The following is a 15,667-nucleotide window of genomic DNA, read 5'->3' on the forward strand; positions in this document are numbered from 1 at the left end:
AATGAAAGCAATACTTAAAATGGATAATATTACAAAATCCTTTGGGAGTGGCCATAATAAGATTCAAGCTCTAAAAGGAATCAACTTAGAAGTGAACCAAGGAGAATTTGTTTCAATTATTGGTCCTTCTGGTTCTGGGAAAAGCACTTTCCTTACAATAGCAGGAGGATTACAGAGTCCTACTTCTGGAAATATAACGATTAATGGGTTAGATTTTACACCACTTTCAGAGAAAAAACGTTCTAAACTCAGATTCAAAGAAATAGGATTTATCTTACAAAGTTCAAACTTAATTCCATATTTGACGCTTGAGGAACAATTTCTTTTAATTGATAAAATTAATCATGAAAAGTTAGCTTCTAAAAAAGGGCTTGAACTTCTCGACTCACTTGATATTTTGGATTTAAAAAATAAGTATCCTAGTGACCTTTCTGGTGGTGAACGACAAAGAGCAGCCATTGCCCGTGCATTATTTAATGAACCCAATCTAATATTAGCTGATGAACCGACAGCAAGTTTGGATACTGAACACGCTTATCAAGTGGTTGAATTATTAAGACAGGAGGCTCATCTAAAGAATAAAGCGACAATTATGGTAACCCATGACCAAAGAATGATTAAAAATAGTGACAGCGTCTATCAGATTGAAGATGGACTCTTATCAAAAGTTTAATATTACAGAAAAAACTACTAGGAAGTGAGTGATTTTTTCATATAATAAATAATGTCAAAAATAAAAAAACGCTCTGTACTTAAAAATATAGAGTGTTTTTTTATTGAGGTTATCTATAATGAAGTCCTTTTTGTGATTGCAGAGTATTTTATGTCCTTGTTTTACAATTAGAATAGCCGCTATTATGGAATAGTATTAGGAATCTTTATAGTTATTCGCCCATATAAATTTTCATCTTTTAAAATTCCCCAATTATTATTATTTACCTGTAGCCTCCAAAAAATAAAGTAGAGTTTACGAATACCTCTAAAGATCTATTATAAGTATCTGTTTAGCTTTTTATCCAATTTAAAATAACGCAAACTAAATTAAATTAGATAAAAACTCAGTCTTCTTTCATCTCTACGATATGTAAAACTGGTTTTTTCAAACTATAATCACCGATATTTTGGGCAAATTTCACTAAAAGAGGATTAGAATTATGCTTCTCAATAGTTTCCATAGATTCCCAATTTTCAATCATCACAAATTCATTCTGAACATTTATAGATTCATAAAGAGAGTACTCAATACATCCTGCTTCTTTTTTTGAAGAAGATATCAATTCTTGGATTTCATTTAAAAATTGAAATTTTTTATCTTCTTTGATGTAAAATTTAGCATTAACAATAATCATAATTTTTATTCCTTTTTAAAACTAATATTACTTTTTTGATCAACCAAATGATATAAACAACATTTGACCAATCAATAATTGATAAGTCATATAATAGAATATTTTGATCTTTTTTGCAAGTTTTATAACTTTCAATAAGTATCTAATTATAATTATTTAATATTTTACTTGTTAATAAACAAAATTACTATTAGCTCTATGCCAAAATGTAAAAAACTATTTACATTTTCCGAAAAAATAGCTATACTTAAATAGATATAATAATATCATGTGGGAAGTATGATAAAATTAAAACATTTTTCACATCTTAAATTTTTTTATTATTTGCACTTACCTACAACCATCACACTTCTCATCAACTATTCAGCTTTCCTTAGTAAGCTTATTGTCTACTAAATAGTTGCAAAATTGGAAACATTAGGAGGTTTCTTTGAAAAAATTTTTTTTAGTAATTAGTATTTTATTACCCACACTTTTTTTATCTGGCTGTTCTCCGACCAGAAATTCTACAAGTGAATCTGAAAACCCTTCTCAATCAAAGCCTATCAATAAAAGTAATATTGAGTATCTAAATAAAACCTATAAGGTTAAATTTCCGACTTCAAAAATTATTACAGCTAGTTTTGAATCAATGGAAGATGCGGTTGCACTTAATATCCACCCTATCGGAGGAGTAACAGTATCTGGCGAAATGCCAAGTTATCTTAAAAATAAGTTAGGAAACAATATCATTAATATTGGAGACAAATTTGGCCCAAATGTTGAATCAGTTGCTTCATTAAAACCTGATATTATCTTGGGGAGTACAAAGTTTGATGACTCAGTCACTAACAATTTAAGAAAAATCGCACCAACCATTAATGTTTCTCACAAATCTAATGATTGGGATAAAAATTTACTGTTGATGGGAACATTATCAGGTCATATTGAAAAAGCCAAAAATCTTATTTCAAGTTATGAGAATGATGTTAAATTTTTCAAAAAAGATAATCCCCAAATTAATGACAAAAAAATTATGATTATTCGAATAAGAGAAGGTGAACTTTGCCTTTATGGTGAAGACTTCTATTACAATCCTATGCTTTATAAAGATTTAAGCTTTTCAATGCCTAAAGAACTTTCAACTGTCAAAGGCCAAACAACGATTTCAAAAGAGCAGCTTTCAAAAATTGAGAGTGACATCATCCTTATTCAATTTATGACCTCAGAAAACAAAGCATTCCCAAATGCTTTAAATGATTTAAAAAATGACACAATTTGGAAAAATATACCCGCAGTAGCCAATCATAAGGTATTTTATAATGTTGTTGACGGAGGGTATCAAGGTGGAACATACCTTAGTAAAGAAGTAATGCTGAGAGCGCTAAACGAAAAAGTATTTAAATAGAAAGATAGTATTCAATGAAGTTTAAGTATGTATTTTGGAGTATGGTTGCTTTAATGTTATTTTTAATCTTTAGCTTTCTTTCTCTTACTTTTGAATTAAAAAATCCACTATCAGTTTTCGTAGAAGTGATATTTAATTACAGTAATACCAATCAAAGTCACATCATCCTCATTTCACACCTCGCTCGTGTCTTAGTCGCTCTTCTTGCCGGTGCAAGTTTAGCCCTTGGGGGCTTTATCATGCAATTACAATATCAAAATGATCTAGCAGATCCTACTTTGATGGGTGTAAGTGATGGGTCAGCACTCTCTATAGTCATAGGAATGATATTTTTTCCAAATTTAACAATGTTGGAACGAATTATTTTCTCCATTATTGGTTCATTTTTGGCCTACAAAATGATATCTTGGACTTACAAAATACTTTTTTTTAGGAAATCTTATCTAACTTTTCCTCTAATCGGCATTGTAATTAGCATGCTCTTGAATAGTATAACTACATCTTTAGTCAGCTATTATAATATAGCGCAGTCAGTAAATTCTTGGTATAATAGCCGCCTTTACCGTGTTTCTATTTCTGATGTTATTTACTTTTTGCCAGTATTATCATTTCTAATAATCCTAACAATTTTATTCAGAAAACAGATGGACGTTTATGCTTTCGGTCATTCGCTGGCAACTTCTGTCGGGATGAATCGTTTACAGTGGGGAAAATTCTTTAGTATAAGTGTTGTAGCATTAACAGGTATAAGCGTGGGTATTGTAGGTCGAATTGCCTTTGTAGGACTGATAATTCCACATATAGTCAAATTAACAATTGGTAAAAAATATGCTTCCTCAGTACTTTTTGTTCCAGTCGCTGGAGGAATATTTGTAGTTATAAGTGATTATTTTTCAAGGTATCTAAACTATCCTTTCGAAACACCAATAGGAGTTGTTATTGCTTTAATAGGGGTCCCAATATTTCTCTATCTAATTCGGAAAGGAGCAACAACTCATTAGAATGAAAAAATCTCTCTTATTCTTTGCCACTGTATTTATTTTATTCATTTCTTGCTACTATTCACTTGTTTCAGGAACTTATAATCTTACAAATTCTCAATTAATAAATATATTATTTGAGCACAATGTAAACTCACAAGCTTGGTTGATTTTATGGGAATTTAGAATCCCTCGATTAATACTATCTGCACTAGTCGGTGGATCTTTAGCTATCGCTGGATATATTCTACAAACATTAACTAGAAATCCTATTGCTGATGCTGGATTGTTAGGAATAAACTCTGGATCCGCATTTGGAAGTGTACTTTATTACTTTATTGTTGGAAGTTACTATACTGAAGCTAACCAAATACAAAGTATATTCTTAATTATCTTTGGTATTTTAGGTGCTTTGTTTGCACTTCTTTTAAATTTTTCACTATCTTTAAATACTTCAGGGTTAAATATGTCTAGATTTATTTTAAATGGAATTGGAATCAATATTGGTTTTTCGGCCCTGACAACTTACTTTTCATTAAAAATAAATAATGATGACTATTCACGTGTCAATACTTGGTTACAAGGATCAATCAGTCAAGCGAATTGGATATCAATCAACCAAATTTTCCCCTGGGTATTAATCACCTTTCCTTTAATATTGATATTTCAAAAACATTTGAACTTACTACGTTACTCAGATTCACAATTGAAGAATATAGGATTTTCAATGAGTTATTGGCGACTCTTATTTATACTACTCGCGGCTATTCTGGTATGTTCTAGTGTCATAGCTGCTGGCAACGTAGCATTTGTGGGTCTCATTATTCCATACCTCTCTCTGAAATTTTTTAATCATGGTTCCAAATGGCTTATTCCTGCTATATTTATTAACGGAATAAGTTTAGTCACTTTATGTGATACTTTTGTAAGAAATATCTTTGCACCAAATGAATTACCTCTAAATTCAATAATAGGATTAGTCGGTATTCCTTATCTATTTTTAATTTTTATTACTAACTCTAACAAAGTGAGGAAGAAAAACAATGCAACAAATTATTAAAAAAATAGGAGAGTATTATTTAGATATCTACTCCCCTCCTGACATATCGGATAGAAGTAAGCTGCCAGTTTTGTATGTTTTAGATGGTGACGCTTTTGCATTAACAATTTCAGAAGCTGTTAAATTACAAACAAGGAATTCACGCAAAACTGGTGTTGAACCAATGATTATTGTTGGTATCGGATATCATAATTCTTCCCCTTTTAATAAGAAAAAAAGATTTATTGATTTTACACCAACAAAAATACATGAAGATAATCCTAATGATTTCAGATTTGGTATGCCTAAAGGTGGAGGGATTGATCAATTTTTAGTTATGTTTGCTAAGATGCACCAATTAATCATAGATGATTTTCCCATTGATAAAAATCATATCGGAATTTTTGGCCATTCATTAGGTGGATTATGTGTGTTAGAATCTATGTTGAGAGATGAGCTAGATTTTTTAACTGATTTTTTAGCAGTTAGTCCTTCATTATGGTGGGATCAAGAAGAATACTTTAATAAACTTATCACCTTTGATAATTCTAAAACACTTCATAAAAGAGCAATTATAAGTGTTGGTTCTGATGAGGGGGATATGGTAAACCTATCACATCATGCCTTTGATTTAATTACTTCATACTCTATCATTGACGCATGCGAATATAATACCATCAAACATGAAAATCACATGTCTGTTGTTTTTACAGTGATAAGCCGCTATCTTCGTTGGTTCTCCAATGCTCCCTCTGAAGTTTTAGGAGGGAATAAAGTTGAAAGATGAAGCGTTAATAACACATCATTTGACCTTAAGCTATCAAAAAAAGATAGTTGTAAGTTCTTTAGATATTTCTTTTTTAAAACATCGGGTGTCAGTTATTGTAGGTCCAAATGGATGTGGAAAGTCAACTCTGCTAAAAGGACTTGGAAGAGTTTTAAAACATGATGGTGAAATACTACTAAATCATAAAAATATCCTCGAACTATCTACAAAAGAAATTGCTAAACAGTTAGCTTTTCTACCTCAAAACTCCCTATCCCCAGAAGATTCAACCGTTAGAGAGGTTGTCAGTCTTGGACGTTATCCCTATCAAGGAATATTTCAGAAAAGAACAGATGAGGGCGAGAATATTATTGATAAAGTTTTAGATGAAACCGGCTTAACATCACTTGCAGGTGAGCGTGTTCAAACATTATCTGGTGGACAAAAGCAAAGAGTCTGGATTGCAATGGCTTTATGCCAACAGACAGACATAATCTTATTAGATGAACCCACAACCTATTTAGACTTAGGACATCAGATAGAAATATTGAATCTATTAAAAGATTTAAATATAAACAAGGGGATAACCATTGTGATGGTATTGCATGATCTAAACTTAGCAGCAAGATTTTCTGATTATATGATCGGGATGAAGTCTGGATCTGTCCACTATCATGGAACTCCAAATGACATTATGAAAGCAGAAATTTTAAAAGAACTTTTTGATGTTCAAGCTTTCATGGGAAAAGATCCTGTTGATGAAACTCCTATCTGCCTAAGATTTGAATGAAACTAATCTCTTAATATTTATATCTGAATGTTTTCATAAGCTAGATTCACCTATTGTTCTATTCTTCAATTTTTCTTTATTCAATAAGTTTAAATTCTCACTTAGATTAATAATTATTTAGCAAAGTAAAAAATAAAAATATAAAAGCATCAACTAACGTCGAGTTGGTGTTTTTGTTTTTTTAGCGAGTCACTAACGACTCTAAAGAATCCCTCGCGAACAAATGTTTTTCATACAATTATCCTTAATACTTATGATTAAGGATGAGTATTACAAGAAATTTTATAGATAAAAATTAAAGTATTTTTATATCTCACGATTATATACTAAACCATTGCATAAAGAACCTCTTGTATAATACAAAAATTATTCACCTTTCATTTTAAATTTTATGTTTTATAAAACATTTGACATTTTAAGTGTATGGTGTATAATAGTACACATATAACAAAGGAGACTTATGTATATAGATCCCAATAATAAAGATGCAATCTATGAACAAATTGTATTCAATATAAAAAAAGATATCCTTCAAGGGATTCTCAGTCCTGAGGATAAAATTTTATCGGTTAGAGAAATGTCAAAAAAACTAGGAGTTAATCCTAATACAGTTGCCAAAGCCTATAAAGAATTAGAGTATCAAAATGTAATCGTGACAATTAAAGGAAGAGGATCTTTCGTTAAGAGATTTGAGGAATCAGATACAGAAATTGATATTCAAACTCAAAAAAAATTAAAAAAAGAACTCCAATCATGGTTGGTAGAAGCACGCTACGCTAAGATACCTAAAGATATAATTTATGAATGGATAAAGGAAGAGGAGTATTAAAATTGGAAATTCAAAATTTAAGTAAATCTATTGATGGTGCTGTCATATTAAAAGATATTAATCTATCAATTCCCAAAGGAAGCATCTTTGGAATTGTAGGAAGAAACGGTTCTGGTAAAACGACACTATTTCGTACAATAGCCAGTCATTATCTAATGGACAGCGGAACTATTCATATCGATAATCAGAACATTAATAAAATAACCCATCTTAAAAATGATATTTTTTATCTTGATATTCAATACCAACCCTTGAATAGAATGACCTTGCAAACAATTGAAAACTACTTCTCTTTAATTTATCCACTTTTTGATAAAGCGAGATATTGGGAGTTGATTAATGAACATCAATTGCCTGATACTCAATTTCAAAAGCATTCTAAAGGAATGCAATGCCTAATTCTGGTGATTCTTGCTCTTTGCTCGAATTGTTCCTACATTATCTTAGATGAGCCGCTTGATGGTCTTGATGTCATTGTACGTAAACAAGTGATTGATTTAATGATCGATGCTATCAGTGAACAAGAACGGAGCATCATTTTAGCTTCGCATAACCTAAATGAATTAGAAAAGCTTGCAGATCAAGTCGCATTTCTAAAAGACCATTCGATTATTTCGACAATAAACCTTTCGACAGTAAAAATGTCAATACGTAAAATTCAAATGGCATTTAAAGATTTCGAGTTACCACAATTTATAAAAGAGGAAGCTAAATATATTAACAGTGAGGGTCGAGTAAGTACTGTAATATTTGAAAACTATACCGAAGAAATTAAACAGCACTTACTTAGCTATGAACCACTATTAGTAGAAGAGTTACCTTTAACATTGGAAGATATTTTTATCAGTAAATTTTCAAATAACAATTAATGAAAGAGAGTAAGCAAGGAATCGACATAAAAAAATTAAATCAACTCACTTGGAAAAGAGCCAGACCAATTATTTTAAGCTTAGGCTTACTTTTAATGGTCGTTTCAGTTTTCGTTGGATATAACTCAACTAATAATTGGCACAAAGATCAAAACTTTATTCACTCAAATAAAGCAAAAGAAAATTATAATTTATTTGTTCAAGAACAAAAGACATTAGAAGAAAAAATTAACACAAAATATCAATCATCTAAAGATTATCAAAAGGCCTCTGATTATGGATATAATAACGGAGCTCAACTCATTCATTTTGATAAAAGAACAGGAAAATTTTCAATTGAGTATGAAAGTTTTAAAAGTTTTTATGGATATATTCGTACAAAACTTTTCCATAATCACGGTCTTGCTAATTTGATTAATTCTGGCTATATCGTTAGTACAACCAATATCTATAGAGGACTATCATTAATAAGTTTAATATTTTTAATAGTTGGATTTTTGATTAGTTTCCTAGATTATAAGACTAATTTTGTTTTGCTCTTATTTTCTTCCGGTTATCGTAGAAGTGATATTTTAAAAAGTAGTATATTGACATCGTTAGTTCCATTAATAGTTTTGTCTATTATTGCCATTGGTATTAATATAACAATACTCTATTCTAGTATCCCATTGCATTATATCAACTACCCATTGAACAAAATAATTTTTTATCATTTATGTCTTCTCATAGTGGCAATCTTCTATTATTTTGTTGGACTTTTTTCTGGGATAATATTCGGCCAAGTGTTTACTGCAATAATATCTTTGATCGGATTTATATTTGGATTGGAATTAATCAAGACAAATTTATTAGATTTATTTGATGCAATTTTTCATAAGCAAAATTATGGAGTTTATGATTCCTCTTTGTTTTCTAGATTTGACTCTGGTCTTTATTGGTTAATTCTTGTTGTTATCACCATTATGCTTACATTTACAATTTATTTTAGTTCTCGATTTTTCTATAATAAATTAAGCTTAGAAGAACGTGGGAATTATATACTCTTTCCCAATCTGCGTCTTCCAATTTCCATTGTTGCGGCTCTCTTCACCTCGTACAGTTTGTCAGGAAATCTTGGATTAAGTAATAAATACAGTACTGTCTCTACTTCTTCCCTTCTTAGAGATAATATAATATATGGTCTGATCATATTTTTTATAACATTTTTCATTTTTGTAGTCATTAATAACTACAAGCAAATATACGAAAGATTTTCTAAAATTTTAAATAAATAAATAAAAAAGGCCATAGTCATAGTGACTAGCGCCTTTTTTACTTATCATCTAAATTTTTAAAGTATGACCTATTATTATCAGCTAGTCTATCTTTATCCATGTAAAATTCAAAAAATTTTATTATCTATTTTTCTTCAATTCAATCGTTCTTATTGAACACTTCTTTCAAATTATCTCTCACACATATTCTTTTGATTCCCTTTTATAAAGTAAAAAAATGCCTTTTCTACGTTAATAATTAAACATAGAAAAGACATTTATTAAATTCTGATATTGATAATCAAAACCATCTAAACCTTATTTTTTAAGGTTGTAGAATGCTTTAAGACCTTTGTATTGAGCCACTTCAGCCAATTGGTCTTCGATACGAAGCAATTGGTTGTATTTAGCCATACGGTCAGTACGTGAAAGTGAACCAGTTTTGATTTGACCAGCGTTAGTTGCAACAGCGATATCTGAGATTGTTGAATCTTCAGTTTCACCTGAACGGTGAGATACGATTGCTGTGAAACCAGCTTCTTTAGCCATTTCAATAGCTTCGAAAGTTTCTGTCAAAGTACCGATTTGGTTAACTTTGATCAAGATAGCGTTTGAAGCATTTTCACGGATACCACGTTCAAGGTATTTAGTGTTTGTAACGAAGAAGTCGTCACCAACGAGTTGAACTTTTTTACCAAGACGTTCTGTAAGGATTTTCCATCCATCCCAGTCATTTTCGTCCATACCATCTTCAATAGTGATGATTGGGTATTTAGAAACGAGTTCTTCAAGGTAGTCAACTTGTTCAGAAGCTGAAAGTTTTTTACCGCCTTCGCCTTCGAATTTAGTGTAGTCGTAAACACCGTTTTCGTAGAATTCTGATGATGCACAGTCGAAACCGATCATAACGCCATCTTCACCAGCTTTGTAACCAGCTGCTTCGATTGCTTTAAGGATAGTTTCTACACCGTCTTCAGTTCCGTCGAATTTAGGAGCGAATCCACCTTCGTCACCGACAGCTGTTTCAAGTCCACGAGCTTTAAGAATTTTCTTAAGAGCGTGGAAGATTTCAGCACCCCAACGAAGCGCTTCTTTGAATGTAGGTGCACCAACTGGTACGATCATGAATTCTTGGAAAGCGATTGGAGCGTCTGAGTGAGAACCACCATTGATGATGTTCATCATTGGAGTTGGCAATACTTTAGCGTTGAATCCGCCAAGGTAGTTGTAAAGTGGAACACCAAGTTCATCAGCAGCAGCACGAGCAGCAGCGATAGAAACACCAAGAATAGCGTTAGCTCCCAATTTACCTTTGTTTTCAGTACCGTCAAGAGCGATCATTGCACGGTCAATAGCTTGTTGGTCAGTAACTTCATAACCGATGATAGCTTCAGCGATGATGTTGTTTACGTTGTCAACAGCTTTTTGAGTACCAAGTCCGTTGTAGCGAGATTTGTCGCCATCACGAAGTTCAACCGCTTCGTGTTCACCAGTAGAAGCACCTGAAGGTACCATACCGCGACCGAATGCACCGTCTTCAGTGTAAACTTCAACTTCAAGTGTTGGGTTACCGCGTGAGTCAAGGACTTCGCGAGCATAAATATCAGTAATAATTGACATTTTAGTCTCCTTATTATTTTTAAGTGCGTCTGCACTCTTAATACATCTTTGATTTTACTATTTTTTGAAAGATTTTTCAAGTGAAAATCTTCGCAAACCTAAACTTCAAAAGGTTTTGCGCTTACATTTTGAAATTTTATCATTTGAATAATAATGAAAAAGGATAGAAAAAATCTATCCTTAATTTTTATTCTGTTTCAATTAAGCCATAACGACCATCTGTACGACGGTAAACGACATGTGTTCCATTACTGTCAGCATCAGTAAAGACATAGAAATCATGTCCCAACATATCCATTTGAAGTACTGCTTCTTCAGCATCCATCGGTTTTAAAGCAACATGTTTAGTCCGTACAATATCTACGTGATCCTCAGCAACTTCATCAGTTTTATCTAATGGAGCAAATTCATCACCAAAAACTTGTCCAGTTGGGACAGCATTGCGTGGTTTACGGTTCATACGTGTCTTGTATTTACGAATTTGACGTTCGAGTTTTTCTTCAACAAAATCAATTGATGAGTACATATCTTGTGAAGTGTCTTCTGCACGTAGAGTTACATTTTTGGCTGGAAGAGTTACTTCAACTTTAGCTCGTTTTTCAGTGTAAACTTTAAGATTAACATAGGCTGTTACTTCATGACCATCGTTGAAATATTTATCAAGTTTTCCGATTTTATCTTCAACATAAGCGCGGATTGCATCAGTCACTTCGACGTTTTCGCCACGGATATTAAATTTGATCATAAGAGTACCTCTTCAACAGTTCTTTTTGTTTCAATGAAGCCCTTAAACTTTTGGAATTTTCAGGACTTCTGAATCTTTTCGAACTGTCCTTTCCTTTATTTCTAATTTAATTATAACATGAAACAGCTTTCATCTCAAACAATTTGAGCGATTTTAATTTTTTTATTAGAAGCACCAATGGAAATATGATTTCCTGCTTTAATCTCACCCGAGAGCAATTGTTCACTTAAAAGATCTTCAACTTCTTTTTGGAGTGCTTTACGCAATGGACGTGCCCCATATTCTGGGTCAAATCCTACTTCAGCGATTAGTTTTATTGCTGATGGCGTAAGTTTCACATGAATATCTTGTTCCGCCAAACGTTTAATCAAAGATTTGCTCATAATCTTAACAATTTGTTCAATTTCTTGACTTTCCAATGAATGGAAAACAATGTTTTCATCAATACGATTGAGAAACTCTGGACGATAATGACGTTTAAGTTCTTCCAAAATTCTTGATTGCATAGCTGAGTAGTCAGCCGTGATATTTTTTGCACCAAAACCAACTGTTTTATCATCACGAAGAGCCGTTGCACCCAAGTTTGAAGTCATGATAATAATTGTATTTCTAAAATCAACTTTGCGGCCTTTAGTATCTGTCACAAATCCATCGTCTAAAATTTGGAGCATGATATTGAAAACGTCTGGATGAGCTTTCTCAACTTCATCTAAAAGAACCACAGAATAAGGTTTATTACGAACACGTTCAGTCAATTGACCACCTTCATCATAACCAACATATCCTGGAGGTGCTCCAATCAATCGTGAAGTAGAGTGTTTTTCCATAAATTCACTCATATCCACTCGAATCATGTTGTCTTCACTACCAAAAACGCTATCAGCTAAGGCCTTAGCTAGCTCGGTTTTCCCAACACCAGTTGGTCCAAGAAACATAAATGAACCCATTGGACGGCGACTATCAGCCACACCAGAACGTGCCCGACGAATGGCTCTTGAAACCGCAGAAATTGCTTCTTCTTGACCAACGACCCGTTTGTGCAATTCTTTTTCAAGATTAATCAAACGGTCGCTTTCAGATTTAGTCATTTGAGTAATTGGAACACCTGTCAGCGTTGAGGCAACAGCAATAACAGCTTGGTCAGTAACTTCTTGACGTTTTTCCTCTTTTATTGAGAATTTATAAATTTTGTCAGAAATTTTTTCAACAGCTTTTTCTTTGATGCGAGAGGCTTTAACATCAAGTTTAATGACAGCTTCCGCTAGCTCTTCTTGAGCTTTAACTAAGTCTTTCTCTAATTCAAGACGTTTTGTTTCTTGGTTTTTAACAGAAATTTTAACTGCTGCCGCTGCTTCATCAAGCAAGTCGATGGCTTTATCAGGCAATTTGCGGCTGGTCATGTACCGAACACTAAGTGTCACAGCGCTTTTAATCGCTTGGTCAGTAAATTTTACTTGATGATAATCTTCAAATTTTTCACGTAACCCTTGTAAGATAGCAATCGCTTCATCTGGGCTTGGCTCATCAACATTGATTCTTGCCAAACGACGTTCTAATGCTTCATCTTTTTCAATGTATTTTTGGTATTCATGATAAGTCGTTGCCCCAACCATTTGAAAATCACCACGTGCAAGGGCTGGTTTTAAAATATTTGCTGCATCATTGACCGAGTCCATGCCCCCGCCAGCACCAATAATTGTATGCAATTCATCAATGAAAATGATGACATCTGGGTCAGCACTTACTTCTTCAACAATTGCTGTCAAGCGGTCTTCAAATTCACCTCTAAATTTTGTACCAGCAACAACAGTTGCCATATTTAGGGCCATAATCCGGCTATTCATCAAACCGATAGGTACTTGGCCGTTGACAATTCTTTGAGCCAATCCCTCGATTATTGCTGATTTACCAACACCAGGTTCACCAACTAAAACAGGGTTATTTTTTGTTCTACGACTAAGAATATGAATCAAACGGTCAACTTCTGCTTCCCGACCAATCATTGGGTCAAGCTTTCCTGAACGAGCAGCTTCAGTTAAATCTGAAGAAACTGAATCCAAAGTTGGTGTACTTGAATTCTCTGCTACCCCTTTTGCCATCTTACGTTTGGACATTGGTGTTACAGCTTTTTTGTTTTCTGGAACTTTAAGTCCTGTTCTTTTTTCAATTTCTTTTCGCAAAGAAACAATGTTGATTTTTTGTAACTTCAAAAGTTGAAGACCAAAACCATCTTCGACTTGAAGTAATGCATAAAGCAAGTGCTCTGTTCCTACTGCTTCTGCATTATTATGAACTGCCAAAAAGCTAGCTACAGTAACCACTTCTTCTGCGCGAGGAGAGAAACGTAATTCAGAACGTTTCACTTTGACATGGCTAGATAAATCTTCCAAATCAATCAGTAAGTCTGAAGAATCAACATTCATTCCAGCAAGAATACTGTAAGCAATTGAGCCTGAAGTAGTAGCCATTGCTGCCAATAAATGAGCACTTTCAATCGTACCGTATTGATATTGGTGGGCATATTCTGCTGCTTTCTCGAAAATTCGGTCCAGCGTTGGTGTATATTTTACATTTTCAAATTTCATCGTCACGATCCAATCTGTTTATTATACTTTTCATCATTATACCACGAGTAAAGGGACTGATGGCTCCGTCAGTGATTACGAGCAATAGTAAATTCCCTTCACGTTCTGTCAGTACTTTTTCATCAAAAAGAAGTTGAACGATGTCATGAGCAGCCTTACTTGAGAGATTTGCTGGAACCTTTTGATAAAGGGCCGTTAAAAATTCATGACGAGCGGAATATTGATATTTTACAATTTTGATGTAACCACCGCCACCACGTTTTGATTCTACATCAAAACCTTTAGAGGCTGTAAAACGAGTTTTAATAACATAATTAATCTGACTTGGAACTACGTCAAATTGATTAGCTAAATCAGCCCGTTTTATTTCAATAACCTGTGCTTCTTCTAGGAGTTGTCTCAGATAAGCTTCAATAATATCTGATGTGTTTTTTTGACCTGCCATCGATCCATCCTTTCTTTTATCCATTTTCTAAATAATCTTTGACTATTACTGACTATTATACCTAAAAAATACTTTTTTTACCAAAAATAGCGTTTTTCAGCAACTGAGCATTTGGTTAGAAAGAAGTTTTTGTAATAGAAAAAAATAAAAAAACCGTTACTTGATGTGCACCCCAAAAGTTAGACTTTTTATCCAAGTAGAAATTGGAAAGGTTATAATAAACTAGACACAAAGTTAAGAGAAATCGTGGAAAGGTTTATTATGGCAAGAAGAAAATTCGATAAACAATTTAAAAATTCTGCAGTAAAACTCATTCTTGAAGAGGGTTACTCTGTTAAAGAAGTCAGCCAAGAGCTTGAGGTTCATGCCAATAGTCTTTATCGCTGGGTTCAAGAAGTTGAAGAATATGGAGAAAGTGCTTTTCCAGGCAATGGGACAGCCCTAGCTGATGCCCAACATAAGATTAAATTGTTAGAGAAAGAAAATCGTTATCTTCAGGAGGAACTTGAACTTCTAAAAAAGTTCCGGGTCTTCTTGAAGCGAAGCAAGTAAAACGTTTTGAATTTCTCTTGAAACATCATGGGAAGATAAAAATTAAGCATGCAGTAAAAGTTCTTAAGGTTTCTCGCTCAGGTTTCTATGAATACATGCATCGTCGTCCTTCAAAACAACAAGTGGAACGAGAAATCCTCTCTGAATACTGGTATTTTGACCAACACGAAACGTGTTGGAAAACTGATGCACTTGATGGGACTTTATGCTAAGGGAAGCCGTTATAAATATAAACATTACAACAGAAAAGGAGCTTCGCTTTCAAGACCCAATTTAATTAATCAGATCTTTAAAGCAACAGCTCCTAATAAAGTATGGCTGGGAGACATGACCTATATTGGAGCTATACTATAAAAGTGGACAGAAAATTGTGTGTTATAATGGAAAGGTTATAATAAACTAGACACAAAGTTAAGAGAAATCGTGGAAAGGTTTATTATGGCAAGAAGAAAATTCGA

Annotated in this window: 14 protein-coding genes and 1 pseudogene; 10 read left to right on the forward strand and 5 right to left on the reverse strand. The window is 33.1% G+C overall.

Annotated features, from left to right (window positions below; all coding sequences use genetic code 11):
• Position 1 precedes the first annotated feature (1 nt).
• Positions 2-673 carry an ABC transporter ATP-binding protein gene (locus RSC39_RS03450; protein ID WP_063281426.1) on the forward strand — a complete coding sequence of 224 codons (672 nt, stop codon included), beginning with the start codon at positions 2-4 and terminating at the stop codon, positions 671-673.
• Positions 674-1,058: 385 nt separating this feature from the next.
• On the opposite strand, the gene RSC39_RS03455 is transcribed toward RSC39_RS03450, so the two are convergent.
• Positions 1,059-1,349 (reverse strand): putative quinol monooxygenase, encoded by a 291-nt coding sequence (locus tag RSC39_RS03455; protein WP_332535117.1) that lies wholly within the window; start codon positions 1,347-1,349, stop codon positions 1,059-1,061.
• A gap of 430 nt (positions 1,350-1,779) precedes the next feature.
• Here RSC39_RS03455 and RSC39_RS03460 point away from each other — a divergent pair, with 430 nt between their 5' ends.
• From RSC39_RS03460 to RSC39_RS03495, 8 genes are all read left to right on the forward strand, one after another.
• Entirely contained in the window at positions 1,780-2,736 is a 957-nt protein-coding gene (locus tag RSC39_RS03460) for an ABC transporter substrate-binding protein (RefSeq protein WP_063281428.1), read from the forward strand.
• A 14-nt stretch (positions 2,737-2,750) separates the two neighbouring features.
• Complete coding sequence (locus RSC39_RS03465; protein WP_332535122.1) at positions 2,751-3,737, forward strand: iron ABC transporter permease; 987 nt, start codon at positions 2,751-2,753, stop codon at positions 3,735-3,737.
• Position 3,738: 1 nt separating this feature from the next.
• Positions 3,739-4,776: an iron ABC transporter permease gene (locus RSC39_RS03470; protein WP_063281430.1), complete on the forward strand. Its 1,038-nt coding sequence runs from the start codon at positions 3,739-3,741 to the stop codon at positions 4,774-4,776.
• Positions 4,760-5,542, forward strand: coding sequence for an alpha/beta hydrolase-fold protein (locus RSC39_RS03475; RefSeq protein ID WP_332535124.1), 783 nt, complete (start codon positions 4,760-4,762; stop codon positions 5,540-5,542). The genes RSC39_RS03470 and RSC39_RS03475 overlap by 17 nt, the downstream gene beginning before the upstream one ends.
• Positions 5,532-6,311, forward strand: coding sequence for an ABC transporter ATP-binding protein (locus tag RSC39_RS03480; RefSeq protein WP_063281432.1), 780 nt, complete (start codon positions 5,532-5,534; stop codon positions 6,309-6,311). Before RSC39_RS03475 ends, RSC39_RS03480 begins: the two co-directional genes overlap by 11 nt.
• 460 nt (positions 6,312-6,771) lie before the next feature.
• On the forward strand, positions 6,772-7,140 hold the full coding sequence (locus tag RSC39_RS03485; protein WP_332535127.1) for a GntR family transcriptional regulator: 369 nt from the start codon (positions 6,772-6,774) through the stop codon (positions 7,138-7,140).
• Positions 7,116-8,009 (forward strand): ABC transporter ATP-binding protein, encoded by an 894-nt coding sequence (locus RSC39_RS03490; protein ID WP_231105809.1) that lies wholly within the window; start codon positions 7,116-7,118, stop codon positions 8,007-8,009. The genes RSC39_RS03485 and RSC39_RS03490 overlap by 25 nt, the downstream gene beginning before the upstream one ends.
• Positions 8,009-9,283 carry a hypothetical protein gene (locus RSC39_RS03495; RefSeq protein ID WP_332535130.1) on the forward strand — a complete coding sequence of 425 codons (1,275 nt, stop codon included), beginning with the start codon at positions 8,009-8,011 and terminating at the stop codon, positions 9,281-9,283. The genes RSC39_RS03490 and RSC39_RS03495 overlap by 1 nt, the downstream gene beginning before the upstream one ends.
• A 297-nt stretch (positions 9,284-9,580) precedes the next feature.
• Here RSC39_RS03495 and eno read toward each other — a convergent pair whose 3' ends face one another.
• From eno to RSC39_RS03515, 4 genes are all read right to left on the reverse strand, one after another.
• Positions 9,581-10,882 (reverse strand): surface-displayed alpha-enolase, encoded by a 1,302-nt coding sequence (gene eno, locus RSC39_RS03500; protein ID WP_010905473.1) that lies wholly within the window; start codon positions 10,880-10,882, stop codon positions 9,581-9,583.
• Between the two features lie 187 nt (positions 10,883-11,069).
• On the reverse strand, positions 11,070-11,627 hold the full coding sequence (raiA, locus tag RSC39_RS03505) for a ribosome-associated translation inhibitor RaiA (RefSeq protein WP_063281436.1): 558 nt from the start codon (positions 11,625-11,627) through the stop codon (positions 11,070-11,072).
• A gap of 134 nt (positions 11,628-11,761) precedes the next feature.
• Positions 11,762-14,212, reverse strand: a complete 2,451-nt coding sequence (locus RSC39_RS03510) for an ATP-dependent Clp protease ATP-binding subunit (RefSeq protein WP_063281437.1) — start codon at positions 14,210-14,212, stop codon at positions 11,762-11,764.
• Entirely contained in the window at positions 14,202-14,657 is a 456-nt protein-coding gene (locus RSC39_RS03515) for a CtsR family transcriptional regulator (RefSeq protein WP_011834627.1), read from the reverse strand. Before RSC39_RS03515 ends, RSC39_RS03510 begins: the two co-directional genes overlap by 11 nt.
• 261 nt (positions 14,658-14,918) lie before the next feature.
• On the opposite strand from RSC39_RS03515, the pseudogene RSC39_RS03520 reads away from it, so the two are divergent.
• Positions 14,919-15,548: pseudogene (locus RSC39_RS03520) on the forward strand (transposase); the annotation flags it as partial.
• Between the last annotated feature and the right edge of the window lie 119 nt (positions 15,549-15,667).

It is taken from the genome of Lactococcus sp., assembly GCF_036648155.1.
Classification (GTDB): domain Bacteria; phylum Bacillota; class Bacilli; order Lactobacillales; family Streptococcaceae; genus Lactococcus; species Lactococcus cremoris.

Excerpts from the sequence above, each read along its gene's own strand:
- RSC39_RS03515 (WP_011834627.1), bottom strand. The coding sequence starts at position 14,657 with ATGGCAGGTCAAAAAAACACATCAGATATTATTGAAGCTTATCTGAGA.
- RSC39_RS03485 (WP_332535127.1), top strand. The coding sequence starts at position 6,772 with ATGTATATAGATCCCAATAATAAAGATGCAATCTATGAACAAATTGTA.
- RSC39_RS03495 (WP_332535130.1), top strand. The coding sequence starts at position 8,009 with ATGAAAGAGAGTAAGCAAGGAATCGACATAAAAAAATTAAATCAACTC.
- RSC39_RS03475 (WP_332535124.1), top strand. The coding sequence starts at position 4,760 with ATGCAACAAATTATTAAAAAAATAGGAGAGTATTATTTAGATATCTAC.
- RSC39_RS03510 (WP_063281437.1), bottom strand. The coding sequence starts at position 14,212 with ATGAAATTTGAAAATGTAAAATATACACCAACGCTGGACCGAATTTTC.
- RSC39_RS03465 (WP_332535122.1), top strand. The coding sequence starts at position 2,751 with ATGAAGTTTAAGTATGTATTTTGGAGTATGGTTGCTTTAATGTTATTT.
- RSC39_RS03450 (WP_063281426.1), top strand. The coding sequence starts at position 2 with ATGAAAGCAATACTTAAAATGGATAATATTACAAAATCCTTTGGGAGT.
- RSC39_RS03470 (WP_063281430.1), top strand. The coding sequence starts at position 3,739 with ATGAAAAAATCTCTCTTATTCTTTGCCACTGTATTTATTTTATTCATT.
- RSC39_RS03455 (WP_332535117.1), bottom strand. The coding sequence starts at position 1,349 with ATGATTATTGTTAATGCTAAATTTTACATCAAAGAAGATAAAAAATTT.
- eno (WP_010905473.1), bottom strand. The coding sequence starts at position 10,882 with ATGTCAATTATTACTGATATTTATGCTCGCGAAGTCCTTGACTCACGC.
- RSC39_RS03490 (WP_231105809.1), top strand. The coding sequence starts at position 7,116 with ATGGATAAAGGAAGAGGAGTATTAAAATTGGAAATTCAAAATTTAAGT.
- raiA (WP_063281436.1), bottom strand. The coding sequence starts at position 11,627 with ATGATCAAATTTAATATCCGTGGCGAAAACGTCGAAGTGACTGATGCA.